The organism is Streptomyces sp. NBC_01260 (assembly GCF_036226405.1).
In the GTDB taxonomy this organism is placed as follows: Bacteria; Actinomycetota; Actinomycetes; order Streptomycetales; family Streptomycetaceae; genus Streptomyces; species Streptomyces laculatispora.
The window spans coordinates 1157422-1184041 of sequence record NZ_CP108464.1 but is presented as its reverse complement, the minus strand read 5'-3'; the positions used below and the strand labels follow the sequence as shown (position 1 = coordinate 1184041).

Genomic DNA, 26620 nt, shown 5'->3' with positions numbered 1-26620 from the left:
GTCGGGGACTGGCCTCGGGCCGAGGGGCGGGCTCTCGAGGAGGAGTCCCCAGACCTGCGACCGTGCATGCCGAGGCGGCGAAACGCTGTTCACATGGCGTCGGTATGCGGCTCGTCGTCCCAGACGGTCGCCAGAGCGGCGGGCAACGGAATCCCGTACTTCTCGCACAGGAACCGGGTCTGGCAGTACCGCTGGGCGTCCGCGGCGACGCGACCGAGGATGGCGGCGTTCGCGCCGGCACCGATGAGGATGCCCACGACCGGTACGAACTTGGCTACGTCCTTGACCGGAACCCGGGCGCCGGCCGGACCGAGCTGCTTCAACAACTTCTCGATGGCGGCCAGCAGACGGTGGTCGCTACGGAGCTTCTCCGACCACCTGACGCGCCCCTGGATCGCGTTCGCGGCCCGCGCGGCCTCGGTCATCGGCTTGGCCTTCGCCGCCTGCGCCATGAAGGACCGGCGCACCAGACGCTCGATGAACGCCTGCTCGTCAGGGTCCCTGGCGTCGTAGCCGTAGGAGTACGCGACGCGCGCGGCGATCGCGGTGCTGAGTACCTGGATGACGAGGATGTCCGCGGAGATCGCCGCGAGCGTGCCGGCGACGGGGACCATGGCCAGGACACCCATGGCGCCCCCTTCGGCTGCGCCGACCGTCCGCCACTTGAGGATGTTCGACGTCAGCAGCCGGTCGCAGGTCTTGAGGTCCTCCATCCGCAGCGCGGCGAACGTGTCCAGCTCGACGCCCTGCTTACGGGCGAGGGCCTCGACCCTCTTCGGATCGTTGAGTTCCAGCGCTGCAGTGTTGGCCAGTTCGAGCAGCGCGATCGCGCCCTCAAGGGCCGGGCGCAGGGCCGCGGCGGTGACGGCGTCGCCCGTGCGGCGGATCGGCGCTTTCACGGCCTCCGGCACGGCTTGCCTTGTGCGGCTCACGACCTTCCCCGCGGCCTCACCGGAACGGCTCAGCGCGTTGCCCGCCCAGTTCGGCAGCCCACGGGGGTTGTTGCGGCGCTCCCAGTGCTCGTTCAGCACGTCCCAGACCTTCTGGTCGTACGCGCTCATTGCGGGTATGCCCTCGGCGGGCATCGCCGAGTCCGTGCTCATCCAGTCTCTCCGTTTCGCGCGGGGCTGTGCCGCGGGCCGTGGCCGGGGGGTGGGGTGAGGGTGGAGCGGTAGGTGCCGGATTCGCCTTCGGCGAGCGGGGTTTCGAGGGTGAGGCCAGCGGCGGTCATGCGGTCGTACTCGGCGAGGATCAAGCGCTTGGTGCGGTACTCGCCGTGCTTGGCGATCTCGTTGTTCTTCAGTCCGCCTGACTCAGACTGGAACGACTCGAGGATGTAGCCGGTGTCCTCGCGGTCGATCCCGTAGAGGTGGAAGAAGTACGCGTCCAGCTCAGCGCGCAGCTGGGCGCGGCGGTTCTCGTCCCAGCGGAACGGCTCGCCGTCGTCGCTCAAATCGCGGGCGAGGGGAGTCATGTCGTAGGCGGTGTAGACGAGTTCGAGGACGCGCGGGAGGAGGAAGGGGAGATGGGGCTTGAGAGTGGGGGGAGTGGGGACGGGGAGTTGCTTCCAGATGAAGAGGCCCATGCTGACGCCGCCGATCTTCTGGCGGCTGACGAAGTCGAAAATCAGGGAGGACTGGGCGGCGATCAGGGCGGCCATCAGCGGGGGCGCGACGCGGGGGAACATCAGAGGGAACTTGTGCCCTACGGCGGTGCGGGGAAGGAAGGCGGGGATGGCGGTGCGCTCGTTTGTCGATGCGGTGACGTCGCACCAGCCGCAGAGCCAGTCACGGTCCCAGTGCTCCTCATTGAGGCGAAGTTCGACTCCCTTGACTTTGACGTCCTTGTTGTTGCGGCGGGTGGGGATCTTACCGTCCCGCTGGATCCAGTTCAGCGGGACGGCCAGGCGCGTGGCGTCCTGCAGGTCCTCGACGGGAAGGTAGCGGGGCTGGTTCTGGCGGTTGACGGCGGTGAGACTCTTCACGACGTCGGCCGCGCGGTGATTGAAGAAGTTGACCATCTTGCCTTCGTACAGGGGCAGCATCCGCTCCCCGCCCCGCGCGAACACATTCCCGCGCAGTTCCCACCCCTCGGCCTCAAGCCTCTCGCGGCTGCGGAAGAGGTCGGAGTCGTCGGTCATGTCGAAGAGTCGCTTGAAAGCGATGCCCCATGGGTTGCCGTCCCGCCGCGCTTCCTCCCACAGCACCGGAATTCGTCGGTATACCGCAGCCGTGATGTCGGCGTCCCGCTGGGTGCGGAACACTGGGAGCGTGCCAGTGTTGGGGTTGATCCGGGCCAAGTCCTCCGGGTCCAGGGCGAAGACGCGGTTCGGGTCCTCGATGTCCGTGGTGTCAGAAAGGAAGAAGCCGACGCGGCTGGCGTCCGCACGCGCGGCGCGCCCGGTGAGGGACAGCAGGCAAAACTTGATGCGGGAATCCACGCTCTCGAACCACTTGCCGCCCTTGGGGAGCGTGGCCGACTTGGGGCGCCTGTTCTCGAAGTCGTAGAGCGAGGCCAGCGCCCCCCGCCGGGTGAAGTCCCCGAAGAGATGTTGGGAGCCGGCCCCTGTCGCGATGGCTGTCTGCAGGATCAGGCCGAAGCGGCCTTCGGCCGCGACGACGTTCGCCATACGCTCGGCGAACAAGGTGTCCGTCTGGAGGGAGTTGACGCCCTTGACCGTCAACCCCTCCGCGCACAACGGGAACCCTCCCGAGTCCCCGGCGAAGTGGAACGTCCCCTTGACTGCGCGCCGCGCCTCCCGGTATCGCTTCCCGCCCTCTGGGTGCTCCGCCTCCCACTCGGTGATGGCCGTGCGCCGCGCCGTGCCCGCGATCTCCGCGATCTCGGGGGCGACCACGCTGAAGTACTTCTTGTCCTCGAAGTCGACCTTGTCCCACGGCGGGTTGCCCACCACGCACGAGAACCCGCCGCCCCAACCCGTGCCCGGGGCGATTGCTTCGGACACCCTTCCAGCCTCGGTCAGGGCCGGGTCTTCCGGCACGTGGAAGACCTCTGGGAACTCCAGGTGCCAGTGGAAGAAGGCGTATTGGTCGCGCAGCCACACGATCTCGTCATGCGTGGATTGCGGGGCCGCGTCGCCCTCGGGGTTCTCCAGGCTGCGGAAGATCTTGTGCGTGATGGCCGGGGGCGCGTCCTCGTTCTTGACCCAGACGAATGCCGCGCACCATGCGTCTGCCAGGTGCAGAGCGCGCAGGTACTCGGCCGACGTCGACCAGTCGCGGTAGGCGGTCTCCTTGCGGCGTACATCGGCGAGATTGTCGGCCGGGGCGGAGGTGATCCGGCGCAGGCCGCGCGCGAACGAGGAGTTGGCGACCTTTGTCTCCGTCTCGACCTCGAACAGGCCCCCTTGTCCCCGGCGTTCCTCCGTATTGCGCTTCAGGAGCTGCTTGGCCCACTTGTCGTCGTCGCCCTCGGCGCTCTTGAACGCCTTGTCCGGGATGCCGTCCCGCAGCAGGGCCGGAGTCGTCCCGATCAGCCCGTTGCCGTACTTGATGTGAGAGTCGAGGAAGCCGAGCGGCCGGCCGGGTTCCATGGCCTCCAGCCACAAGGAGACCTTTGCCAGTTCGACCGCCATCGGGTTGAGGTCGACGCCGTAGACGCAACGTGCGACGACCTCGTGCATGGCGTGGCGTACGGCCTCGGCCGTTGGCTCGGGGTTGTGCTCGCGGACCGCCGCCACCCGCTTGGCGATGCGGCGGGCGGCGCCCACCAGGAAGTGGCCGGAGCCGCAGGCAGGGTCGCACACGGTCAGCGACAGCAGTTCGTCGACGATCGTGTCGGTGGGGTCGGGGTGGCCGTTGGCGGCGGCATTCCGCTCGCCACGCTTGGTGGCGGCGTCGATCACCGGGTTCAGCGTGGAGTCCAGGAGCGTTTCGGTGAGTGGGGCCGGGGTGTAGTAGCTTCCGGTCTTCTTGCGGTCGTTGCCGATGCGGTCGACCAGTTCGAAGGTGCGGTCGGCGGGGCTGTGCTTGGGCACCAACTCGAGGAGCGCCTCGTAAACTGAGCCGAGTTCCTCGGAGCCCATGTGCAGGTAGTCGACGGGGCGCCAGCGGGCGGATCCCGCGTCGCGGACCCGTGCCAGGTGTCGTACGGCTTCGAAGAGGTGGCGGTTGGACAGGCGGACGTTACGCAGAGGTACGTCCGCTCCGGTGTCGTTGAACAGTCCGCCGAGACCCATCAAGCCCAGCTCGGGGCGGCCGTCCTCGGAACCGAGGGCGTCGACCAGCAGCGCCAGGGCGCGGTACTGGTCGTCGTGTGCGGTGCCCAGGCGGCGCAGGGCGTGGCGGCGCAGCCGCGCAGTTGAGAAGTAGCGGGCGTAGCGCTCGCGGGTCTGCTCGTCGGCCGCCGGGTCCAGGAGCGCGCCGCGGTCCTCAGCGACGAAGAGGAAGATCATCCGGTAGACGAGCCGCAGCAGCGACGTCTGGAACGCGTGGACGTCCAGGTTCTGGCGGAGGTCGTTGTTGTGCGGGTGGCTCAGGAATCCTGTGCCTAGGGTGGTGAGGGCCGCCTGGACGCCGTCGCGGAAGTGGTCGAGGGCGCGGCTGCCGGACTCGATGGCGATCGTCCGCCACTTCTCCAGCCAGCACCCCGACGCCGGCTGCCCCTCGGCCACCTCGAAGCGCGACGCGTGCAGCGTCATGTACAGCAGCACGAACTCGCTGAAAAGTTCGCCGTCGAAGATCGACTCGAGGTCGAACTCGACGTACGCCGCCGTCGCCATCGCCGACGAGTCGCGCAGCAGGCGTACACGGCGGCCGTTGGTGAGGATTGCCCACAGATGGGCCCCAGTGCGGTTGAGGCAGTCCTGGAGCATCGACTGGGCCGGCATCTGCCCGGCCGTCGCGCGCTTGTCGAGTTCCTGGTTCCAGGGGATCTGGTGGACCAGGGCCGCTCCGTGGCGGTGAGAGACGGGGAAGTGCTTGGCCGGGTCGGAGTCGGCAGGGATGCCGGAGGGGCCGATTTCCGTGAGGCGGCCGAAGTCGAGCTTGCGGAAGAGCTGGGCGAGCCAGTCGTTGCCCGCGCGGCCCGTCGGGTCAGCCGCCGGGGAGCCCGTGGTCGGGTCCGAGGGGAGGGCTGTGCGGAGGTCGCGCCAGAGCGGCTTGAGGTACTCCCAGGCGCGCTCGGCCTCGTCTCGGACGGCGACGGAGGCGGGCAGGTGGTAGTCGGCCGGCTTCGTGCCGGGCAGCTTCGCTGCCTCCGCGATGCGCAGCAGCATGTCGGAGGGGAGCAGGCCGCCGACTGTGGTGACGGAGGTGAAGGCCGGGGCGGTGCGGGTGGCGGCGGACATCAGGCGACAGCTCCAGCGGGGTTCACACCGGCGGCGGCCGGGTTCGCGGGCAGGTAGACATAGGCGCCGAGGATGTCGGCGGGCTTCTGCGGGACGACCTTCAAGCCGCGGACGATCTCCTGGTTGGACCGATTCGCCTTGCGGACCCGGCGGTGCGAGGCATCCAGTTCGGCGGCCAGGTGCTCCCCGTACTCCTCCAGGTGCGCGGTCAGCTCGCCCAGGCCGTCCAGGGTGCGGGTGATCTGGTTGCGGGCCGCCTGCGGGTTCGTGTTGGCCGAGGCGCGGGCCGCGAGGAGTTCGGCCGCCGTGTCGTCGTCGAGCCAGCGGGCGCGGTGCGGCATCCCCTCGAAGGCGAGCAGCCGGGCGTCCTCGGCGACCAGCTGCTTCTCGCCCGTACGGGACGGAAGGGTGAGGTGGAAGCGGTAGCGGACCAGGAGGAGCGTGGTGCGGACGGTGACCGCGTCCGTGGTGACGACTCCGCAGCGGCGGGCCGGGCGGGGCCCCTCGGCCTCGCCGTCGAGGGCGGAGTTCAGGACATACGAGGCGAGTGCGCCGACCGCCGGGTCGGTGCGCACCAGGGCCGCTTCGCCGCGGGCGATCGCCGGGGACGTACGGAACGGGATCTCGCGGTCCTCCTCGACGACGCGGTTGCCGAGCGTGGCAGCCAGCGCGTCGCGCAGGCCGGCCGGGGTGCCGCCGACCTGGGCGGTGAAGTCGCCGGAGCCGTCGCGCGGGTCCCGTACGAGGCCGTTCAGGCTGTGCAGGGCGGCGAGGGCGAAGTCGCGGACCTCGTCGGCGCCCCCGAGCGCGGCGCGTACCGACGCCACCTCGCGGGCGACGTCCTCGGGGTGGATGGAGCGCTGTGCGTACTTGGAGCGAGACGTCTTCTCGCGTTCCGCGGCCGAGTTCCAGTCGCGCTCGACGCGGTCCAGGGTCTGCTGGACCCCCGAGACCTCGAACAGGGCCTCCTGGCTGCCCTGGCGTCCGTGCAGCAGGAGCCACTCGACCACTGCGTCGGTGACGCCGGACGCGGTCTCGTCGGGGACGGAGACGGAGATGCCGAGGTCCTTCTGGATTTGACGGTGCTTCTTGAACAGGACTTCGAGGACCTTGCCGTCGATGCCGTTGTCCTCACCGAACATCGTGATGACGCGGACCTGGTCGCGCTTCTGCCCGTAACGGTCGACGCGGCCCTCGCGCTGGTCGTGCCGGGTGGGGTTCCAGGCCAGGTCGTAGTGGATGACGGCATCGAAGTGGTGCTGGAGGTTGACCCCTTCGGACAGGCAGTCCGTGGCGATCAGGACGCGGCGGGTAGCCGGGTCGTCCGCGCCCTCGGCGCCGAGCTGCTCGATCCGCTCCAAGCGCTGCTGCGGTGAGAGGGTGCCGGTCACTGCCGCGACGTGCACCTTCCTGCCGAGCTTGCCCGGCTTGCCCTCCGCGCCGCTCAGCTCCTCGGCGAGGTATTCGGCGGTCGGGATGTAACGGCAGAAGACGATGGGGTTGTAGCCGTCGGCGAGCAGCGACTTCAGGTGCTTGATCAGCGCTTTGAGCTTCGCATCGCCCTGCTGGCCGGCCAGGGCGGCGGCCCTCTCGGACAGATCGAGCAGGCGGGCACCGGCGTTCTCGCTCTCGCTCGCACCCGGGGCGACGTCCAGGCCCTCCAGTGCGTCGGTGTCGGCGGCATCGTGGTTGAGCGGGGCACCCAGGATGTCGGCCTCCTCCGCGCTGCGCGCGACGGCCGCCGTGGAGCGGGTCTTCAGCGTCTGGGCAGCCGCCTTCGGCGAGGACACCATCGAGCGGAGCAGGGCGATCACCGACCACCAGGCGATCCGCGCCTCACGCTTGCCCTGGCTGCCTGCCGTCTGCACGCGGTCGGCGGCATAGGCGATGGCGTCGTCGAGCAGGGCGCGGTACTCGGGCGTGAGCTTGTACGGCTTGTCCTCGGGGCAGCGGCTGGACGGGAACGGGGTGCGCTCGGCGAGCGAGTCGTCGGCCAGCCCGTCCTCCTTGGTGAGGTACTGGCGTACGTCGGCGCGCTTACGGGCGACGAAGTGCTCGGCAAGCCGGGCGCGGCCGGCCGGGTTCTCCAGATCGACGGTTGCCAGATCGGGCCGGACCAGGCCGACCAGGTTGCGGAACGCGGACTCCTTGCCTGAGTGCGGGGTCGCCGTCAGCAGCAGCAGATGCCGGTCCTGATCGGCGGCGATGCGCTGTAGCAGCTCGTAACGGAGCTGGTTCGTGCCGGACTTGCCGCCCGCGTGGACGTCGTCGGCCGAGACACATGTGTGGGCCTCGTCGACGATCACCAGATCCGGGCAGTGGCGTACGAAGTCCTCACGGTGGCGGGTGGACTTGATGAAGTCCGTCGAGATGATCGTGTACGGATGCCTGTCGAAGAGCGACTGGCCGAGCTCCAGACCGCGCTCCAGACGGGACACCGTCGAGGCGAGGACGAGCTCGGCGTCGATGCCGAACTTCTCGCGCAGCTCACCCTGCCACTGCTCCGCCAGCGCGGGTGCGCACAGGACCGTCATCCGGCTCGCCTCGCCCTGCGCGAGCAGTTCCGTCGCGATGAGTCCGGCCTCGACGGTCTTGCCGATGCCGACGTCGTCCGAGATCAGCAGCCGGACCGTGTTCTGACGCAGCGCCATGAGCAGCGGGACGAGCTGGTAGGCGCGCGGCTCGACGGCGATCGAGGCCAGCGAACGGAAGGGGCCTGCGCCCGAACGGAATCCCACCCGCAGGGCGGTGCGCAGCAGGCCGGCAGCCCGCTGGTCGCCGAGGTCGTCGGCGTCCGGGGCGGCGAACTCTGCCGGGCGCACCTCCTCCAAGGTGGGGAAGACGGCAGCGATGTCGTCGTCGCTGCCGCCCAGCGGGCGCAGCACCAGCATGTCGGGCGCGCTCTCGGGCAGCACCACCCATTCGCGGCCGCGGGCGGCCACCAGGGAACCGGCGGAGTACGTGAGGCTCATGGAGTGTCTCGGATCCTTCGACGCGTACGGAGGGTGCGGAGCAGGTGAGGTCAACGGGTATGGAAGTAGCCGGAGTTGGCGTCCGTGATGGTGTCCCAGTCCGTCCCGGGAGCGAAGTGCAGCACTTCCCAGCCGGCGTCCTCGAGACGTTCTACGGCGTCGCCGTCCCGGGACGGGTCCTCGCCGCGGGAAGGGCTGTCGACGAACACCGCCACGTTCGCACCGGCCAGGCGGAAGACGAAGTCCGGCTTGGCGGCGGCCTCCGGGACGAGCGTGCCCGACTCGTCCGGCAGCCGGTATCCCTTTGCCTTGAGCCAGCCGAGGAGGTCACCGGTCTCGACGAGCGCGGCCAGGTCGGCTTCCAGCGGGCTGACGGCGGAGACCTTGCCCGGAGTCTCCGCTGCGAGCCGCTGGAACTGCTCGGTGCGCGACTCGCCCCGGTCCTCCTTGATCGTCGTCGCGCGCGCCAAGCGCAGCAGCAACGGGCGCGCCGCATGGCGGCTGAGGTGCCGGTGGACGCCCTGGTTGCCGTAGGTAAGGAGGCACTCGTAGCAGCCCCGGGCACACTTCTCGTTGCTGCTCGGGCCTCCGAGGTCTGCGCCCCCTGCGCCGTCGGCCGGGTCGAAGTGACAGATCTCCAGGGCGGTGCGGGCGGCCTTGGCGAGTGCCCGCTTGTCGTGCTGGATGCGGCGCAGCACGCCGGCACCGCCCTCTGCGGCCTCCGTGAACAGGACACGGCGGCGCGGGCCGTCGTCCGGCGGCAGGAGCTCGGCCGTCAGCTCGGCGTCCTCCAGCTCGAAGGCGGCCTCGATGCCGCGCTCCAGGGCGTACATGAACGACAGGGCGACCGGTTCCGGCTGCGGCTCGTCGAGCGTGACCACGAGGATGTTGCGCCGGTCCTCCACGTACGGCACGACACGCTTCTTGCGGCGCTTCTCGTTGCCGTCCTCGTCGACGACCGGCATGCCGGTGCCCTCGATGGCCTCGGCGGCGGCCTTGTCGTTGAGCCAGCGGCCGTCGCTCAGGTCGAGCCAGTAGCCGTCCGGATCGCCCTGCTTGTCGCGGACCCGGCCCAGGTTGGTGATGCGGACGGTCGCCGAGTCGCCGTAGTCCAGGTTGAGGACCGGTGCGGCCTCCGCATCGGTGACGTGCGAGGTGAGGCGGCCCTTCCGCAAGCCGTGGTCCTGGAAGGCGTACGAGGTCTCCAGGCGGAAGCCGGCCCTGCGCCGCTCCTCCTCATCCGAGGAGATGCGTTCCCGCGGTGTGGTGAACACCGTGTGCAAATGCAGCAGGTTGGTGCGCCGGCCGCTCAGAGGCTCCTTGCACATGTCGCAGACGTCGGCACCCGCGGACCCCTCGTAGTGGTAACCGCAGTGGTCGCAGCGCTTGGCCTCGGCCGTCGCCAGGTCGCCCGAGGCGTCCGGGGGCAGCTGTACGCGGGTGACCTGGTAGCGGGCGCCCTCGTGATAGATCAGCGCGCCGGGGCCGAACTCGCGGATGGCGAGGAAGCGGGGACGCTGCAGATAGTCGCCGTCCGCGTTGCGTCGGTTGCCGGAGCGCGGGATGTACGCGGCCAGCGGCAGACGCGGGAAGCTGTAGCCGGGCAGGAAACCCTCGGAAGCCAGGTAGCGGTACGGGTTGAAGTCGCTCATCACCGACTTGGAGTCCGACGAACGGTTCAGTAGCAGCGCGGTCTGGGTCTCCGCCTCGCGCCTGCGGGACCGGGCGCGCCCCTGCTCGCCCTGGCTGAGGGTGTGGTCGACGACCCGCCGGTTCTGCTCGTACTGGTCCAGGACGGCGGCGCGGAACAACTGCCGCCACCGGTCGAACGCCGCGTCGAACGCCTCGGGAGCCTTGGCGACCTGGTCCTCGATCCACTCGTCGTACCACCAGGTGGTGTCGGCGAAGTCCGGGATCAGCGGCCCCAGGGCGGTGCGCGCGGCGGCGACCGCACGACGCCGCGCGTCCTCGTCCAGCGACCGGTCACGGATGTCGGACAGCAGCGGCAGCGGCATGTCCGGGTCAGGGCGCTCCTCGCCGTCCGGGTCGTACGCGACGTCGACGACGTCGGGGACGGCACGGCCCAGCTTCATGCCCGTCTCGGCGAGCCAGATGCCCTGCAGATGCGAGCGGACCAGGTCCTCGTTGGCGAGGTCCAGACGGGGCGGGGCGACCTGCCCGGCCACCATGTCCCGGGAACGGCGGAAGTAGTACTGGTCGTGGCTGTTGCCCGTGGCGCAGTACGTGGTGACGAGAGCGGGCTGTCCCGACCGGCCGGCGCGTCCGGAGCGCTGGGCGTAATTGGCCGGAGTGGGCGGCACGTTGCGCATCATGACGGCGTTGAGCGAGGAGATGTCCACACCCAGTTCCATCGTCGGCGAGCAGTACAGCAAGGGCAGTTCGGCGGAACGGAACTCCTCCTCGCGCTTTTCACGGTCTTCGGGCGACACCTGTGCGGTGTGCTCACGGGCGTACAGACCGGCCAGCTCCGAGGCGGCGTCCTGATAGAGGCGGCGGAAGAACGGGTTCACGCGCGGGCCCTCACCGCTGTGGTACGTCCGGGTCAGCGGGTCGTGCGCTCCGCTCTCGCCCGTCCCCGCCTTCCAGATCAGGGAAGCGGCCGAGACCCGGAAACCGGTGCGCTGCTCCGCCTGACGGCGGCGGTACACCGGGCCGGACTGCTCCGGCCCCGCCTGCACCTCGTGCACCAGATCAGCCTCCCGCAGGACCTTCAGCAGATCGTCGATGACCGTCTGGACGTCGTCCAGGCTCAGGTCCCGGAACGCGGCCGCTGTGCGCTTGAGGTACTTGCCGTACTTGCCGCGGGCGGACAGGAACAGCGCGGAGCGCTCCATGCCGGGCTTGGAGGCATAGGGATAGGCGGTGCCGACCTGCGGCTTGTCGCCCTCGGAAAGCACCCAGGGATCGACGAGCCGTTCCTCGCTGGCACGCTGCAGGGCGTCGAAGTCGTCGCGGAAGTACTGCACATCGATGGCGAGCGCACGGCGCATGTGGTCCAGGAGAGCGCGCGCCACCTCCGAGCGCAGCGCAGGCTCGGCGTCGCGCAGTGCGAGGTGTGTGGCCTGCCAGCGGTCCTGCTGGTCCGCCAGCCAGTCGAGGTCCTCGTAGTCGATGCGCAGCAGGCCGGACTGCTCCAGGTTCGGCATCGTGATGCGCCAGCCGCGTTCGAGGTCGCGGTAGAGGCGGTAGCCGACGACGTCCCGGAACACCTTGGTGGCGCGACGTTCCAGACCGGGGGCCATGCTCGCGTTGCCGGTGTACTCGCGGGGCCTGAGATTCATGACCTCGGTGACGGCCTGGGTGAGGTCGTCATGGCGCAGCCCTTCCTCACCGGCCAGCAGCGCAGCCTGGTGCAGGGCGCTGCGCAACTGTGTCACCTGGGCGAAGTCGTTGAAGTGCCCGGCCTGCAAGGAGGCGTCCTGCCGGTTGTCCACGAACGTGAGGAGCTTGCGGGCCTCCTTGGACAGCACGTCCTCGGGGACCGAGCGCAGCGACTTTACGATCGACGCCGACACGACGGACGTCGCCGACGAACGCCCTTCCTGGTCGAGTGTGGCCAGCTTGGCGAAGTCCCGGCCGCGCGTCTGCTCGTAGGAGATCTGACAGTGCAGGCAGAACAGGAACGGAGCCGGGATGAATGCGGCCACCAGACCCTCACCGGACTCGTGCCCGAACGCGTCGACGACGACACGCTTGGGCACGCGTGGCCGGTAGGTCTTCTTGACGGCGTTCACACCGTGGCCGTCCGGCTCCAACCAGGACTCCGGCAGCCGTCGGTCCTGGATGGCCTGCTGAGGATCGGCCGGCCACTCGTAGTCCTCGCCGGGCGTGCCGATGTACAGGTAGCCCTCGCCCTCGCGGCCGCCGGACCCGGAGGTGTCACGGCGCGGCTCGTAACGGAACGTCCCGTTCTCGTCGGTGCGCCACACGGTGACGTACTCCTGGCCGCACTCACGGCAGAACGCCAGCGGGAAGAGCGGCTTGCCGTTGCTGTCGGGCTGCTCCAGCTGGTAGGTGCGGGTCAGCGGGCGGGTCAGCGGATCCTGGAGCGTCGTGTAGACCGTGTCGCCCTTGGAGAGGAACTGGTGCAGCCGGAATGCGAACAACGGCCGCTCGGTCACCGGGTGTTTGGCCTGCGACCCGGCTTCCAGCGTGGCGCGGATCGCCTCGCCGACGGCTTCCGGTGCAACGCCGGACTCGGCGGCGAGGTCATCCGCCGCCTGCTCGATCGTGCCGGGCGGGCAGCGCCGCAGACGGCCCGTCCCGGGCTCGCGCTCCAGGCCGAACCGCGACTCAAGCCACCGCGCCAGCGGGTCCTTGGTGAGTGCCTGATACGACAAGGGTGCGGCGGCCGCGCGCAGCCGCTCGGCCGGAACCCGGTCCGGGGCCTCATCCGTGGCGCGCACCAGCGTCTCGCCGATGACGCGCCGGGGCAGCACAGTGGTGCCGAAGAGCCGGCCTGCGACCTTCGCGACCTCGCGCTGCTGGTCCGGCCAGGTGCCCTCGGTCGACATCGTCGCGGACGTACCGATGCACTGAAGGGTGTCCGCCGCGCGGCACGCCTCGCGGACCCGGCGGATCAGCAGGGCGACGTCCGCCCCCTGGCGGCCGCGGTAGGTGTGCAGCTCGTCGAAGACCAGGAACTGCAGACCCTCGGCCATCCGGATCAGGCTTGCCCGGTCGTCGGGCCGGGTGAGCATGAGTTCCAGCATCACGTAGTTGGTGAGCAGGATGTCCGGCGGGTTCTTGCGCAGCTCGCGCCGCTGCTCGTCGCTCTCCTGGCCCGTGTAGCGGGCGAACGTGACGGGCTCGCGGCCGGCGCCGAAGCCGTGCCGCAGGTACTTCTGCAACTCCTTGAGCTGCGAGTTGGCCAGCGCGTTCATCGGGTAGACGATGATGGCCCGCACCCGGCCGGGCGCGCCGGGGCCCTCGGTCTCCCGTTCCTTGAGGACCTGGTTGACGATCGGGACGATGTAGGCGAGCGACTTGCCGGAGCCCGTGCCGGTGGTGAGCACGTACGAGTCGCCGGCCTGTGCGGCATCGATCGCCTCACGCTGGTGCCGGTGGAAGGTGAGCGGCCGGCCACTGGGACGGCGGGAGTCCTCCTTCTTGCCGGCCTGGAAGATCTCGGCGCACTTCTGGTGCAGGACATCGTCGCGTACCAGGTCCTGGACGTTGCCGCCGTCGTCGAAGAACGGGTTGAGGGACAGCCAGGGGTCGGGCCACTGTGACTTGTCCGCCAGATCATCCTCGATGAATCCGCTGATCCGGCCGTCGCGCACGACGGTGGCGCCCTTGGTGAAGCGCTCGTACTCGTCGATCAGTTCACGGTGGATACCGAAGACGTCCATGGCGTCCGGAACGCGGGGCGCGCGGCGCGGCACCGGCACGGGCACCGGGGCGGATGGTGCGGGGAACTCCATGCGCAGCCTCGACACCGGGTCCATCGCCGTCCACTCGGGGGCGAGCAAGGCCGCGCTGTCGTCCGGAGCGAGGGCGAGCGGGACGAGGACCTCGCGGACCTGGGTGGCGCTGGACGGACGGTTCGCCGCGTCCTTCTCCAGGAGCCGGTTGACCAGCAGGACGAGTTCGTCGGGCAGGTCGGGGCGGACCACGGTGAGGGAGGGGGGCCGCAGGTTCTGGTGTTGCTCGGAGAGGTCGAAGGCGACCTTGGCGTTGAACGGCGGCTTACCGATGAGCAGTTCGTACAGGACACAACCGAGCGCGTACAGGTCGGCAGAGGCGGTGACCAGCTCGGCACGGAACTGTTCGGGGGCCATGTAGCGGGCGGTTCCCACGGCGACGCCGGTGCTGGTGAGGCGGGTCTGGTCGGCGTCGTCGACCATCCGGCCCATGCCGAAGTCGAGGATCTTGACGGTGCCGTCGCGGGTGAGCATGAGGTTCGCGGGCTTGAGGTCGCGGTGGACGATGCCCGCGCTGTGGGCCGAGGCCAGCCCACCGGCGATCTGCGCGGCCAGGGCCGCGGCCCAGGAGACGGGGAGCTGCGGCTCCTCATCGATCAGCTCGGTCAGGGGATGGCCGTCGAGAAGCTCCATGGCCAGGTAGGGCAAGCCGCTGCCGCCCTGCGCGACGGCGGTGTCGACACCGCCGGCGATGAGGCGGGTGAGATTCGGGTGGCGCGGAGAGAGGCGGCGCATGATGTCCACCTCGCGGCGGAATCGCTCGACCAGGTGTCCGTCCTGGGCGGTATCGACTGCCAGACCCGTCCGGCTGCGCAGGATCGTCTTCAGGGCGACGTCGCGGTCTGCCGCGTTCTCCGCCGCTTGCAGATCGAGGGCTCGGTGGACCTGCCCCATGTTCCCGCGGCCGACGGCCCCTGTGATCCGGAACCGCCCGGCCACCGTCTGCAGGTCCACTGGCACTCCCTTACGTCATCCGACTGCTGGAGGGTGGTGCGCATGGTGCGAGCGCCCCGGCGAGCAAGAGTACACCTAATCGATTGTCACACTAGTGAGAATTTCATGTTGACGTAGCTAACGCATTCAGCTCGAACGTGAAGGTTGGGTTGGTCGAGCTTTGGGATCGGCGATCTGGATGCGTTAGCAAAGGTCGAGCCGAGTCCGCGCAGTAGCAGCGCTGCGCCGACCGGGTGGGCTTCACTCGACGGATGCGGTCCTTCGTGCCGAGTTGTGTGTGAGTTGTGTCAACGCATCGATGCAGGCCCGTGTAGGGGGGAGTCTCCGTGTACGGTGGCGCTTATGCCGGACACCGTCAAGCCCAGCCCGGACCAACCCGCGGGTGCGTCGTCGGCGCTCGTCACCGGCGCCGAGATCGCCCGCCTCGCCGGAGTGACCCGGGCAGCTGTTTCCAACTGGCGTCGCCGCTACGAGGACTTTCCCCCGGCCGTCGGTGGCAGTGCCTCCAGTCCTCTCTTTGTATGGGACGCCGTTCAGAAGTGGCTGGACGGTCGCGACAAGAGCCAGGAAGTCTCCCTCGAAGTTCAGACCTGGCAGGCGCTGCGTGCCGCTTACGGTGACGCCACAGTTGCGGCTGTCGCGGCCGCCGTGGAGCACCTTGCCGGTGACGCGGCGCGTGCGGCGGCGGACGCGCCTGCGGGACCGGTCGGCCCCCCGCTGCGTGAACCGTCCGGTGTCCCCCTCCGTAGCTTGCTGGACCGGCTCGCCGCAGACGCCGGGCCGGCGGGGGCCGTCGAAGCCCTGGTGGCCAGGATGACCGACTCCGCCCGCCGTTCCGGCTCCGACCTCGTCACGTCACCCCGCATCGTCCGAGCTGTCACTCACTTCGCCCCCGACCTGCGCCGCGGGCAGACCGTCTTCGATCCCGCCAGCGGTATCGGGACGCTTCTGTTCGGACTGCTACCAGCCCGCGGTCTCGTCCGCTTCGGCCAGGACAGCGATGAGGACTGTGTCCGTATCGCACGCGTGCGCTCTACTCTGACCGGCCGCGAAGACATCCGCATTGCACACGGCGACGCGCTGCGTGCTGATCGCTTTCCCGGTCTTGCCGCCGACCTGGTGGTCTGTGACCCGCCGGCCGCTGTCACCGACTGGGGTCGCGAAGAACTTCTACTCGACCCGCGGTGGGAGTTCGGCACCCCTTCCCGCGCAGAAGGCGAACTTGCCTGGCTGCAGCACGCTTACGCGCACACTGCTCACGGCGGCCACCTGCTTGTGGTCATGCCGGCTTCCGTCGCCTACCGCAAGGCGGGCAGGCGCATTCGCGCCGAACTGGTCCGACGCGGAGCCATTCGCAAGGTCGTCGCCCTGCCCGGAGGTGTCGCCTCCTCGCACGCCCTTCCGGTACACCTCTGGCTCCTGCGCCGCCCCGAAGACACGGGTACGAGACCGGACACCGTCACCATGGTCGACCTCACCTCCAACGACCCCGACGGCACCCTTGTCCCCGCAGACGGCCAGACCGCCGACGTCCCACTCATCGACCTTCTCGATGACGATGTCGACCTCACCCCCGCATCGCACATGCCCGTCGTCCGGCGCGACATGGCCGCCGAGTACGAAAGGGCCCGCGCCGAACTCAGCGCAGCGCTCACAGCCCTGGAATCGCTGCTCCCTGACCTGCGCGTAGGCGACGGTGCCGACTTGTGGGACGGTGCCACCGTCAGCATCGCCGACCTGGCCCGCGCCGGCCTCGTGGACATCGGCGGGGGTATTGTCCGGGCCACGGGGGACCAGATCGACCCCGCGTATCTAGACGGTTTTCTCAATTCCGGGCCGAATATCCGCCGCTCCACCTCCCAGAGCGGCACTTACCGTTCCGACCCCAAGAGCGCTCGCATCCCGCAGCGCGAACCCGTTGTCCAGCGCCGCTACGGCTCGGCGTTCCGAGCGCTCGGAGAAGTGGAAGCCCAGGCGTCGCGCCTCACAGAAACAGTGCGCCGCATGGCGCAGGTCGCCAGGGAGGGACTGGGGAGCGGCGCGTTGCAGCCTGGGGAAGAGTAACGGCGTGACAGCAGCAACTGACGGGTGCGCCGCACGGGTGAGGTGTCTCCCGCACTGGTTCGGCACGGAGACGCCGGCCGACGCCTTGGTGTCGCGGCTGTCCCGTGCGGGGAGCCGCGGGCTACGACTACCTCGACCGGCAGGGGTGGCTGTTTTGATGCGGGGCCTCGGCATGATGCCCTAGCGATCGCCCTGTCCTGTGGCGCCATGCGCCGCAGCACACATGTGTGAGCAAACCGGTCCGGCCCAGCTTTCGGTCAGGGTGCGGCGCAGCTTCGCGGATCATCCTGCCGGTAGCCGACGATCCGGGGTCCTGCCTGTTTGACACATACTGGGACCGATTCGTCCGCGGGCGCACACCGGGCCAGCCCCGGCGCCCGGTGCGCCTCCGCCCCCGGCGCCGCGCGGCACCGGGGGCGGAGGTGTTGGTGCCGCGTCAGCGCAGCTGCTCGTACGCGGGCAGCGTCAGGAAGTCCGCGTAGTCCTGGTCCAGGGAGACCTGGAGCAGCAGGTCGTGGGCCTGCTGCCACCGGCCGGCGGCGAAGGCCTCCTCGCCGGTCTCGGCGCGGATCGCGGCCAGTTCCTCGGCCGCGACCTTGCGGGCCAGCTCCGCCGTGGCGTGCTCGCCGTTCTCGAAGACCACGTCCGCGTTGATCCACTGCCAGATCTGCGAGCGCGAGATCTCGGCGGTGGCCGCGTCCTCCATCAGGTTGAAGATGGCGACCGCGCCCATGCCGCGCAGCCAGGCCTCGATGTAGCGGATGCCGACCGCGACGGCGTTGCGCAGGCCGTCGTAGGTGGGCTTGGCGTGCAGGGTGTCGATGGCGATCAGGTCGCCGGCGGCCACCGAGACGTCCTCGCGCAGGCGTTCCTTCTGGTTCGGCTTCTCGCCGAGCACCGCGTCGAAGGAGGCCATGGCGATCGGGACCAGGTCGGGGTGGGCGACCCAGGAGCCGTCGAAGCCGTCGTGCGCCTCGCGGTCCTTGTCGGCCTTGACCTTCTCGAACGCGACCTTGTTGACCTCGGCGTCCCGGCGGGACGGGATGAAGGCCGCCATTCCGCCGATCGCGTGGGCGCCGCGCTTGTGGCAGGTGCGGACCAGGAGTTCGGTGTACGCCCGCATGAACGGGGCGGTCATCGTCACCGCGTTGCGGTCCGGCAGGACGAACTTGGCGCCGCCGTCACGGAAGTTCTTGACGATGGAGAAGAGGTAGTCCCAGCGGCCCGCGTTCAGCCCGGAGGCGTGGTCGCGGAGCTCGTAGAGGATCTCCTCCATCTCGTACGCGGCGGTGATCGTCTCGATCAGGACCGTGGCGCGCACGGTGCCCTGCGGAATGCCGGTGTAGTCCTGGGCGAAGACGAAGATGTCGTTCCAGAGGCGGGCCTCCAGGTGTGACTCCGTCTTCGGCAGGTAGAAGTACGGGCCCTTGCCGAGGTCGATGAGGCGCTGGGCGTTGTGGAAGAAGTAGAGGCCGAAGTCGACCAGCGCGCCGGGCACCGCGGTGCCGTCGAGCTGGAGGTGCCGCTCGTTCAGGTGCCAGCCGCGGGGGCGGGTGACGACGGTCGCCAGCTCGTCGGCGGGCTTCAGGGCGTACGACTTGCCGGACCTCGGGTCCGTGAAGTCGATCGCGCGGTTGTAGGCGTCGATCAGATTGAGCTGGCCGAGGACGACGTTCTCCCACGTGGGGGCGGACGCGTCCTCGAAGTCGGCGAGCCAGACCTTGGCGCCCGAGTTCAGGGCGTTGATGGTCATCTTGCGGTCGGTCGGACCGGTGATCTCCACCCGGCGGTCGTTCAGGGCAGCGGGGGCCGGTGCGACCTTCCAGGAGTCGTCCGCGCGGATCGCCGCGGTCTCCGGCAGGAAGTCCAGCGTGGAGGTGCGGGCGATCTCGCCGCGGCGCTCGCCGCGGCGGGCGAGCAGCTCGTCACGGCGCGGGGTGAACCGGCGGTGCAGCTCGGCCACGAACGCGAGAGCCGCGGGTGTGAGGACCTCGTCCTGCCGGGGCAGGGGCTCGGTATCGACGATGGCCAGCGAGGACGGCGCTGGTGCGGACATGAGCGGTCACTCCTTCAGCGGGCGGTGCGGGCGGCGTCTCACGGCCGCCGGGTCGCCTGAAACGGCACGGCGTGCCATGGCTCCGGGATACGGCCGTGGTCGCCGTCTGAGGTGCAGAGGGCTTCTGACCAGTGGATAGTAGTTTCCTCATGGTGGAAGTTCAATGGTTTGTTGATATCGAGATTCTCCGGGTCGACAGAAGTGGGTCCCTGCTGGCGCAGCGTGCCAGTGTGTTCACTCAAGGTGGGACAGGTCCTCCGCCGTGTCGATGTCGAACGCCTGAGCCACATCGGAACACTCGACGAGCGTGATCGCATCGCGGTGCGCCCGCAGATAGGCGCGCGCACCCTGGTCGCCCACCGCTCCCGCCGCGATGTCTGCCCACAGATCGGCCCCGAACAACACCGGATGGCCGCGTTCCCCCTCGTACGAGGCCGCCGCGAGGCTCGTCCGGGAGCGGCAGGCCGAGCGCACCCGCGCCACCGCCTCCGCGCCGATGCCGGGCTGGTCGACCAGCAGGACCAGAACCGCGTCCGCCTCCGTGCCGGTGAGGGCGCCGAGGCCGGCCCGCAGCGAGGAGCCCATGCCCTCGGTCCACTCCGGGTTGACGGTCACCGTGCAGCCGGACAGCCCGGCCCTGGCCCGCACCTCGTCGGCCGCCGCGCCGAGCACCACATGGACCGGACCGCAGCCGCCCTCCCGCAGGGTGCGTACCGCATGGTCGGCGAGGAGGCGGCCGCGGTGTTCCAGCAGCGCCTTGGGACGCCCGCCCAGCCGGCGTCCACCGCCTGCGGCGAGGAGCAGTCCGGCGACGACCGGGGCGGCGGACGGAGAAGAGGGAGGCGGAGTGCTTGTCATGCGGACTGGATACCTCAGACCGGCGGTTCCCGCACAGGCGGACCGTTTCTGCAACCCCCTGTGATCGCCCGGGACACACCGAGTTCCGTCCGCGGAGTGGCGCCGGGCACCTGTCATGGCGTTAACTTGCCCGCACCCCCGGACACTTGACCATGGTTCGGGACTTGGTCGAAACACCGGAACTAAGACGTGCGAGGGGGAGTGCTTTGTTGAAAAGCGTGGGGCAGGCGCGGGTGACCAGCAGCAATGAGGACCCGAGGGTGACGGAGTTGCGTACGGCCGTCTCCCGGCTCCGGCGGGAGCTGGCCGGACATCCCGCGGAGTTCCCGGACCGCGCCATCGCCGAGGACGAGCTGGCGGCGCTGGACGCGATGGCGGTCAGCGGCGCGCCCGAGATTCCCCGGCTCCGCCGGTCGCTGCTGCTGATCGCGGGGGCGATCGGCTCGGTCAGCGCCCTGGCGTCGGCGCTCAGGGACGTACGGGTCGCCGTGGACCTCTTCGGTGAGCCGCCGCGCCGCTGAACCGGAGCGGGTGGTTTCCGGCTCGCGCGCCCAGGGGCGGGCGGTGGGTCAGCGGCGGATGAGCCTGCGGGCCGTCGCCGCCGCGACCGCGGCCGTACGCGAGTCGACGCCCAGCTTGGCGTAGATGTGCACCAGGTGGGACTTCACCGTCGCCTGGCTCAGGAACAGCTTCTTGCTGATCTGCAGGTTCGACAGGCCCTCGCCCACCAGTTGCAGGACTTCCAGCTCGCGCTTGGTGAGCGCCTCCGAGGGGGTCCTCATCCGGTCCATCAGCCGGTGCGCGACGGCCGGGGCCAGCGCGGACCGCCCGGCCGCGGCCGTACGGACCGCTGCGGCCAGCTCCTCGGGCGGGGCGTCCTTCAGCAGGTAGCCGGCGGCGCCCGCCTCGACCGCGGCGAGGATGTCGGCGTCCGTGTCGTACGTGGTCAGGATCAGCACCCGGGGGGCGCCCGGCACCGCGGTGATCGCGGCGGTGGCCTCCGAGCCGTGCAGACCCGGCCCGAACTGCAGGTCCATCAGGACGACGTCGAACTCACCGGTCGCGGCCAGGGCGACGGCCTGTTCGGCGGTGGCGGCCTCCGCGGCGACATGGAAGTCCGGCTCGGTGTCCAGGACGGCCCGCAGTCCCGCCCGGACCACCGGGTGGTCGTCGGCGAGCAGCAGCCTGATCGGTGTGGTCATGCGGAGTCCTGTCCGTTCGGGCCGACGGGGAGAGGCAGGGTGAGAGCGACGGCCGTGCCCTGGCCGGGCGCCGACTCGACGCTCAGCGTGCCGCCCAGGGAGCGGGCCCGGGACCGCATGGCGGGCAGCCCGAAGCCACCGCTCCCGGTGGCGCTGTCCGGCGATGTGTTGTCCGATGCGGCAGGCCGCAGGCCCGGCGAGAAGCCGTGGCCGTCGTCGACCACGTCCAGCGACACCGAGGTGTCCATGAAGCTCAGCGTGATCTCGGCCCGCCGCGCCCCGGCGTGCTGCACGGTGTTGGCCAGCGCCGACTGCGCGGTACGCAGCAGCGCCACCTCGTACGGGGTGGGCAGTTCGACCGGGGTGCCGCTGACGGCGAACTGCACCGTGAGCGCGGAGTCCGTCGTACGGGCCGAGAGCCGTTCCAGGGCGGCCGCCAGCGAGCCGTTCTCCAGGTCGGGCGGGGTCAGGGCGCGGACGAAGCGGCGGGCCTCGGCGAGATTGTCCTGGGCGGCCTCGCGGGCCTGGTGGACGAGGGAGGCGGCGGGAGCGTCCGGCTCCAGGGTGCGTTCGGCCGCGCGCAGCAGCAGCTGAATGCTGGAAAGACCCTGTGCGAGCGTGTCGTGGATCTCCCGCGCCAGCCGTTCGCGTTCGGCGAGCGTGCCGGCGGTGCGTTCGGCCGCCGCCAGGTCCGCCCGGGTCGAGACGAGCTCCTCGATGAGTTCGCGGCGCCGCTCGCTCTCCCGGAACAGTGCGTCGTACCCGAACACCGTGGCGACGGCCACCGCCGCGCCGAGCACCGGGCCGATGAAGGCGCCGGGTGTGACCGCCTGTCCGTGCACCAGGAAACTGGTGATGGCGGCGGCCGCGGTCACCACCACGGCGGGCAGCCCCCAGCGCATCGGCAGCAGGTGCAGCTGAAGGAAGTACAGCGGGAAGGCCACCCACAGCCCGTCCGGCGAGAGGGCCAGCAGCACCAGCCAGAGCGCCCCCAGCACGGCGAGCCAGCACGCCCCGGCCCGGGTCCCCGGCTGCACGACGGGGGCGAGCGCACCGGCCGCGTACACCGCGGCCAGCACGCAGGACACCACGACGACGCCGGCGGAGCGAGCATCCCCGTCGCTCACGGCCTTGACGGCCGCCAGCGCCAGCAGTCCCAGCAGCAGGGCGTGCAGACACAGCCGCAGCGCGGCGGCGACCGGGGGGTGGACACGTGTTTCCATGATTCGTCCAGCGTAGGCGCGGGGTGCCCGGGGTCGGTCAATCGAAAGGTTGATGTCGGGCCCAGCCGGCGGGCGATGTTTCTCCGGCCGCCGGGACCGACGCTGGAGTCATGTTCGTTGCATGGAGAGATCTTCGGTTCGCCAAGGGCCGGTTCGCGCTCATGGGCACGGTCGTGGTGCTGATCACGCTGCTCGTGGGTCTGCTGTCCGGTCTCACGGCCGGGCTGGCCCGGGAGAACACCTCGGCCGTCACGGGTCTGAGCGCCGACCACCTGGCGTTCGCCGCCCCGCCCGACGGCCAGTCGGTGTCCTTCACCAATTCCACCGTCAAGGAGACCGCCTGGAACAGCTGGGCGCGCCAGCCCGGTGTCGAGAAGGCGCAGCCGCTCGGCATCCGCACGCTCAACGCCGCCGCGGTGGCGGGGGAGCGGACGGCGGCCGTCTCGGCCTTCGGCGTCGAGCCGGACGGCGGCCTGGCGCCCTCCGGCACTCCGGTGGGACCGGGAAAGGTCGTGCTCTCCGGGCAGGCCGCCGAGGATCTCTCCGCACGGGCCGGTGACCGGCTGCGGCTCGGCGGCGACGAGGTGACCGTCGCCGCGGTCGCCGGCGACGCCTCGTACAGCCATACGCCGGTCGTGTGGACCTCGCTGGCCGACTGGCAGCGGTTCGGGGCCGACGGCGCGGGCGGCGCGGCTCACGCCACCGTGATCGCTCTGACCACCACCGACGGCGCCGATCTGGCGGCGGGCGACCGCGCGGCCGGCACCAGCACGCTCAGCCTGGACGGCTCCCTCACCGCCATCGGCTCGTACCAGGCCGAGAACGGTTCGCTCCAGCTGATGCGCGGCTTCCTCTTCGCCATCTCCGCCCTGGTCATCGGCGCCTTCTTCACCGTCTGGACGATCCAGCGCAGCGGTGATGTCGCCGTCCTCAAGGCACTGGGCGCCTCCACGCCCTATCTGCTCCGGGACGCACTCGGGCAGGCCGTGGTGATGCTCGCCATCGGTACGGGGATCGGCACCGCCCTCGCCTCCGGTATCGGTGCCCTGGTCAGCGGCGGGGCCGTGCCCTTCGTCCTGGAGGCGTCGACCGTCCTCGTCCCGGCAGCCGTCATGATCGCCCTCGGCGCCGTCGGGGCGGCCCTGTCCATCCGGCGGATCACCGCCGTAGACCCGCTCACCGCACTCGGGAGTGCCCGATGACCCTCACGCTCACTGATGTCACGCTCACCTACCCCGACGGCGACGGGCGGCTCACCGCCCTGGACCGGGTCGGACTCGACGTGCCCGGGGGCACCCTCACCGCGGTCGTCGGCCCCTCCGGCTCGGGCAAGTCGAGCCTGCTGGCCGTGGCCGCCACGCTGGTCACCCCGGACGAGGGTGCCGTCGTCGTCGCCGGGACGGACACCGTGGGACTCAGCCGCGCGGACAAGGCGGCGCTGCGCCGCGAGCGGATCGGCATCGTCTTCCAGCAGCCCAACCTGCTGCCGTCCCTGACCGCGGCCGAGCAGCTCCAGGTCATGGCGCACCTGTCGGGCGGCGCGGCCCGGACCGCCCGGACCAGGGCGCTGGAACTGCTCGACGCGGTCGGTCTCGCCGACAAGGCCGACCGCAGGCCGCACCAGCTCTCCGGCGGCCAGCGCCAGCGGATCAACATCGCGCGGGCCCTGATGAACGACCCGGCGGTCCTGCTCGTCGACGAACCGACCAGCGCACTGGACCACGAACGGGGTGCGGCCGTGCTGGATCTGCTCATCACGCTGACCCGGGAGCGGTCCACGGCGACCGTCATGGTCACCCACGACCGGACCCATCTGGACCGGATGGACATGACGGTCACGATGCAGGACGGACGGCTGACCGCCCCGGCACTGGCCTGAGGGCTGTCGGACGGACGGGTGGCCCGGAGCTTCCCCCGGCGGACTCCGCGTACGCCGACGACCGCGGCTTCCTCGACATGCACGGCCCCGCGCTGGGCCGTACCCGGGGCGTGGGAGCTGCCGGCACGGAGCCCTCGACTCTCGCGCTCCGCGTCGTCGGCATCTCCGACGCACGATGCCTCGGCCACCTCGACTGGTTCGTCCGGATCCGCTCCACGCTCGAAGTGATCGACTCTGAGTTCAACGGAGCGCTCGCGCCGACCCCGGAGGACCGCCGGCTCCTGCGTCTGCTCGCCGAGGACGCCCGTACGAGCATCGCGACCCTGGCGCACTTGACGGCCACGCCCGAGTCCACGGTACGGCGCCGGCTGAACGAGTTCGTCGAGAGCGGCCTGCTGCTGTTCGAGGTCGAGATCGACCCCCGCTCTACGGTCGCACGGTCGAGGCGATCTGCTGGCTGGACGTCGAACCGGCCCGGCTGGCCGACGTAGGGAAGCAGCTTGCGACCCACGGCGAAGTCGCCTTCGCCGCCACGACGACTGGGCCGACCAACGTCCTCGCCACATCCTCGAACTCACCAGCGCCGAAGCCCTCCACACGTACCTGACAGCCCGTCTGGGAGCACTGAAGGGAATCCGCCACGTCGAGACCGCGCTCACCGGCCGCAGAACCAAACGCGACGGCCCGCTCCTCGTGCGGCGTCGAGGCGCGTGACGAGCCCGCCGGCCCCGGGTGTTCCGAGCTCCGGGAGTTCCGGACTCCGGCGGGGAGGACGCCCTGCCCGCCGGCCATCTCCGGACGGCCGGATGGCGGCTGCCCGATGAGTGCGGCGAGCAACTCCCTGTCGCGGACGAACTCTTGGGGGAGCCGTAGATGCTTGATGTCGACCCACCTGAAGCCATGCGTCCTCGAACCCTGGAACCTGTGGTCCCCGAAATTGATGAAGGCACTGGCCTCGTGAGTGAGCTGGTTCTCCATAGCGGTCCAGCTTGGAAGCCCGACGAGACACCCCCTGCGGACCCATCGGAGAGCCCCTAGGATGCGGGCGTGGCGATCACGTATGAATGGCGGGGCGACTTCGATAACGCATCCCTCGACGCATTGCACGCCGACGGCTTCGGCTCCCCGGTCGCTCGGACCGACTGGCGAGCACGACTTGAGCGCCACAGCCTCGGCTGGGTCTGCGCGTGGGAAGACCGCTCTCTGACCGGATTCGTCAACGTCGTCTGGGACGGCGGATCACACGCCTTCATTCTGGATACGGTGGTCGCCCGGCATCTTCGGTCGAGAGGGGTTGGCGCCGCGCTTGTCGCAGTTGCGGCCGAGGAGGCCCGTGCCGCGAAGTGTGAGTGGCTCCACGTCGACTTCGAGGAGCATCTGCGTTCCTTCTACTTCGATGCCTGTGGCTTCCGGGAGACACCGGCGGGGCTGATCGCCCTCTGACACCACGGCCCCGGGTCCTCGGCGAAGAAGGGGGCCCGGTCCCGGCAGACAGCCTCGATTCCGGGCCGCTGGGACAGCCACGCGGCCAGGCTCGATGTCTCCCGGCCAGGCAACAAGTCGACCCGTGCGACGGGTTTCGGTCCCGAGTTCGGACAGCGTTCGCACGCCACTCCGGGAGCCGCCTGGCGTGGTCGCTGTTCGAGTCCCGGATGAGGGCGAGGGCCGGTGGGCATGTGTCGAGGCCCGCCGACCGAATCTCGGCGGGGCCCCGTCCCGAGGGGGTGGGCTGGGTCCGGAAGTCCGAGGGTTCGCCCTGGAAGGTACTGAGTCCGAGGCCGTCCGGATCAGCGGAGTGCGAGTGCCGGCCGGAGTGCGCCTACTCCGGGGGCATCTGCCACGGGTGGACGCACGTCACCAGTTCGGGGTGATACAGCGTGCCCGGCCCGCACTGGAAGTCGAAGCGAGTGAAGGTTCCATCGAAGTCCACGCAGCGGTAGAACATGGACTGGTCGTCCGGGTTGGGGAAGAAGCCCTCCGCCGTGCAGGCGGGAGGTGCCGCTGCGGAGGCCTGTGCCGGGACCGGGCAGGCGAAGCCGGCGAGAGCGAGCAGCAGAGCGGCTGCGGCGCGGTGCGTACGATTCATGCCCCGTAAACGATCTTTGTGGCCTCAGAGTGTTCGCCGCAACGGGTGACGGGAGCCCGCCTTCACACAGGCCGTTGCCAGGCCGGCCAGTCCCCGGTACGGGCGAACCGCTCAAGCCTTCCGGTACGGACCAGCGGTGTCGCCGATGATGGTGACGATGCTGCTCTGCGTCCCTGCGTCCCTGCGTCCCTGCTTCGCGCATCCGTGCCACAAGGTGGCATGGTCCCCCGGAGTTGGTGCCGGTCGCCGGGCGAACGATCGGCCGTGCGGTCTCCGTGGATCCGCAAGCGCTCGCGCGGGCGACGCTCGGTCCGTCCCGGACTCTGGGCCGCAGTCGCAGGGCCCGTATGCTGCCCGACTTCTTCAGCCGCACGGCCTCTGGCGCCACCCGCGGACATCACGGCAGTTCGGGTCTGCGTCGCGCTGCACCGGGGGGACCCGCTCGCGGAGGTGCACTCCCGGCGTGGGACGGCGCTCATGCCCGTTCGGTGAGGCGGCCGTCGTGGTTCGCTCGAACGGCTTGCCGGGTTGCCGATCGGTCACGGCCGTTCACATTTCACTTGGCGGTTGAATT

At 70.2% G+C, this 26620-nt stretch carries 15 protein-coding genes; 6 read left to right on the top strand and 9 right to left on the bottom strand.

Going from position 1 to position 26620, the window contains the following annotated elements; all coding sequences use genetic code 11:
• Positions 1-89: 89 nt before the first annotated feature.
• The 4 genes from OG322_RS05280 to OG322_RS05265 are packed head-to-tail and all read right to left on the bottom strand — an operon-like array spanning position 90 to position 14678.
• A complete protein-coding gene (locus OG322_RS05280) occupies positions 90-1103 on the bottom strand; it encodes an EcsC family protein (RefSeq protein WP_123463658.1) in 1014 nt (337 codons plus the stop codon).
• Positions 1100-5308, bottom strand: coding sequence for an Eco57I restriction-modification methylase domain-containing protein (locus OG322_RS05275; RefSeq protein WP_123463659.1), 4209 nt, complete (start codon positions 5306-5308; stop codon positions 1100-1102). Before OG322_RS05275 ends, OG322_RS05280 begins: the two co-directional genes overlap by 4 nt.
• Complete coding sequence (locus OG322_RS05270; RefSeq protein WP_123463661.1) at positions 5308-8280, bottom strand: DEAD/DEAH box helicase; 2973 nt, start codon at positions 8278-8280, stop codon at positions 5308-5310. Before OG322_RS05270 ends, OG322_RS05275 begins: the two co-directional genes overlap by 1 nt.
• A 50-nt stretch (positions 8281-8330) precedes the next feature.
• On the bottom strand, positions 8331-14678 hold the full coding sequence (locus tag OG322_RS05265; RefSeq protein ID WP_329306111.1) for a protein kinase domain-containing protein: 6348 nt from the start codon (positions 14676-14678) through the stop codon (positions 8331-8333).
• Positions 14679-15020: 342 nt separating this feature from the next.
• On the opposite strand from OG322_RS05265, the gene OG322_RS05260 reads away from it, so the two are divergent.
• Entirely contained in the window at positions 15021-16742 is a 1722-nt protein-coding gene (locus OG322_RS05260) for an N-6 DNA methylase (RefSeq protein ID WP_123463665.1), read from the top strand.
• A 436-nt stretch (positions 16743-17178) separates the two neighbouring features.
• On the opposite strand, the gene aceB is transcribed toward OG322_RS05260, so the two are convergent.
• Entirely contained in the window at positions 17179-18798 is a 1620-nt protein-coding gene (gene aceB, locus OG322_RS05255) for a malate synthase A (protein WP_329306110.1), read from the bottom strand.
• Positions 18799-19032: 234 nt separating this feature from the next.
• On the bottom strand, positions 19033-19656 hold the full coding sequence (locus OG322_RS05250) for a nucleotidyltransferase family protein (protein ID WP_329306109.1): 624 nt from the start codon (positions 19654-19656) through the stop codon (positions 19033-19035).
• A 218-nt stretch (positions 19657-19874) separates the two neighbouring features.
• Here OG322_RS05250 and OG322_RS05245 point away from each other — a divergent pair, with 218 nt between their 5' ends.
• On the top strand, positions 19875-20177 hold the full coding sequence (locus OG322_RS05245) for a DUF5955 family protein (RefSeq protein WP_199884385.1): 303 nt from the start codon (positions 19875-19877) through the stop codon (positions 20175-20177).
• A 48-nt stretch (positions 20178-20225) separates the two neighbouring features.
• On the opposite strand, the gene OG322_RS05240 is transcribed toward OG322_RS05245, so the two are convergent.
• Both OG322_RS05240 and OG322_RS05235 read right to left on the bottom strand, forming a co-directional pair.
• Positions 20226-20858 (bottom strand): response regulator, encoded by a 633-nt coding sequence (locus OG322_RS05240; RefSeq protein WP_123463672.1) that lies wholly within the window; start codon positions 20856-20858, stop codon positions 20226-20228.
• Entirely contained in the window at positions 20855-22081 is a 1227-nt protein-coding gene (locus OG322_RS05235) for a sensor histidine kinase (protein WP_123463674.1), read from the bottom strand. Before OG322_RS05235 ends, OG322_RS05240 begins: the two co-directional genes overlap by 4 nt.
• A 110-nt stretch (positions 22082-22191) precedes the next feature.
• On the opposite strand from OG322_RS05235, the gene OG322_RS05230 reads away from it, so the two are divergent.
• From OG322_RS05230 to OG322_RS05215, 4 genes are all read left to right on the top strand, one after another.
• The gene (locus OG322_RS05230) at positions 22192-23283 is read left to right on the top strand and encodes an ABC transporter permease (protein ID WP_123463676.1); all 1092 of its coding nucleotides are present in this window, start codon (positions 22192-22194) and stop codon (positions 23281-23283) included.
• A complete protein-coding gene (locus OG322_RS05225; RefSeq protein ID WP_123463678.1) occupies positions 23280-23960 on the top strand; it encodes an ABC transporter ATP-binding protein in 681 nt (226 codons plus the stop codon). The genes OG322_RS05230 and OG322_RS05225 overlap by 4 nt, the downstream gene beginning before the upstream one ends.
• A 77-nt stretch (positions 23961-24037) precedes the next feature.
• Positions 24038-24451 (top strand): Lrp/AsnC family transcriptional regulator, encoded by a 414-nt coding sequence (locus OG322_RS05220; RefSeq protein ID WP_260146905.1) that lies wholly within the window; start codon positions 24038-24040, stop codon positions 24449-24451.
• Positions 24452-25007: 556 nt separating this feature from the next.
• The gene (locus OG322_RS05215; RefSeq protein WP_123463681.1) at positions 25008-25403 is read left to right on the top strand and encodes a GNAT family N-acetyltransferase; all 396 of its coding nucleotides are present in this window, start codon (positions 25008-25010) and stop codon (positions 25401-25403) included.
• Positions 25404-25779: 376 nt separating this feature from the next.
• Here OG322_RS05215 and OG322_RS05210 read toward each other — a convergent pair whose 3' ends face one another.
• The gene (locus OG322_RS05210; RefSeq protein ID WP_329306108.1) at positions 25780-26046 is read right to left on the bottom strand and encodes a chitin binding peritrophin-A domain-containing protein; all 267 of its coding nucleotides are present in this window, start codon (positions 26044-26046) and stop codon (positions 25780-25782) included.
• Between the last annotated feature and the right edge of the window lie 574 nt (positions 26047-26620).

Excerpts from the sequence above, each read along its gene's own strand:
- OG322_RS05280 (WP_123463658.1), bottom strand. The coding sequence starts at position 1,103 with ATGAGCACGGACTCGGCGATGCCCGCCGAGGGCATACCCGCAATGAGC.
- OG322_RS05275 (WP_123463659.1), bottom strand. The coding sequence starts at position 5,308 with ATGTCCGCCGCCACCCGCACCGCCCCGGCCTTCACCTCCGTCACCACA.
- OG322_RS05270 (WP_123463661.1), bottom strand. The coding sequence starts at position 8,280 with ATGAGCCTCACGTACTCCGCCGGTTCCCTGGTGGCCGCCCGCGGCCGC.
- OG322_RS05260 (WP_123463665.1), top strand. The coding sequence starts at position 15,021 with ATGCCGGACACCGTCAAGCCCAGCCCGGACCAACCCGCGGGTGCGTCG.
- aceB (WP_329306110.1), bottom strand. The coding sequence starts at position 18,798 with ATGTCCGCACCAGCGCCGTCCTCGCTGGCCATCGTCGATACCGAGCCC.
- OG322_RS05250 (WP_329306109.1), bottom strand. The coding sequence starts at position 19,656 with ATGACAAGCACTCCGCCTCCCTCTTCTCCGTCCGCCGCCCCGGTCGTC.
- OG322_RS05240 (WP_123463672.1), bottom strand. The coding sequence starts at position 20,858 with ATGACCACACCGATCAGGCTGCTGCTCGCCGACGACCACCCGGTGGTC.
- OG322_RS05235 (WP_123463674.1), bottom strand. The coding sequence starts at position 22,081 with ATGGAAACACGTGTCCACCCCCCGGTCGCCGCCGCGCTGCGGCTGTGT.
- OG322_RS05230 (WP_123463676.1), top strand. The coding sequence starts at position 22,192 with ATGTTCGTTGCATGGAGAGATCTTCGGTTCGCCAAGGGCCGGTTCGCG.
- OG322_RS05225 (WP_123463678.1), top strand. The coding sequence starts at position 23,280 with ATGACCCTCACGCTCACTGATGTCACGCTCACCTACCCCGACGGCGAC.
- OG322_RS05220 (WP_260146905.1), top strand. The coding sequence starts at position 24,038 with ATGCACGGCCCCGCGCTGGGCCGTACCCGGGGCGTGGGAGCTGCCGGC.
- OG322_RS05210 (WP_329306108.1), bottom strand. The coding sequence starts at position 26,046 with ATGAATCGTACGCACCGCGCCGCAGCCGCTCTGCTGCTCGCTCTCGCC.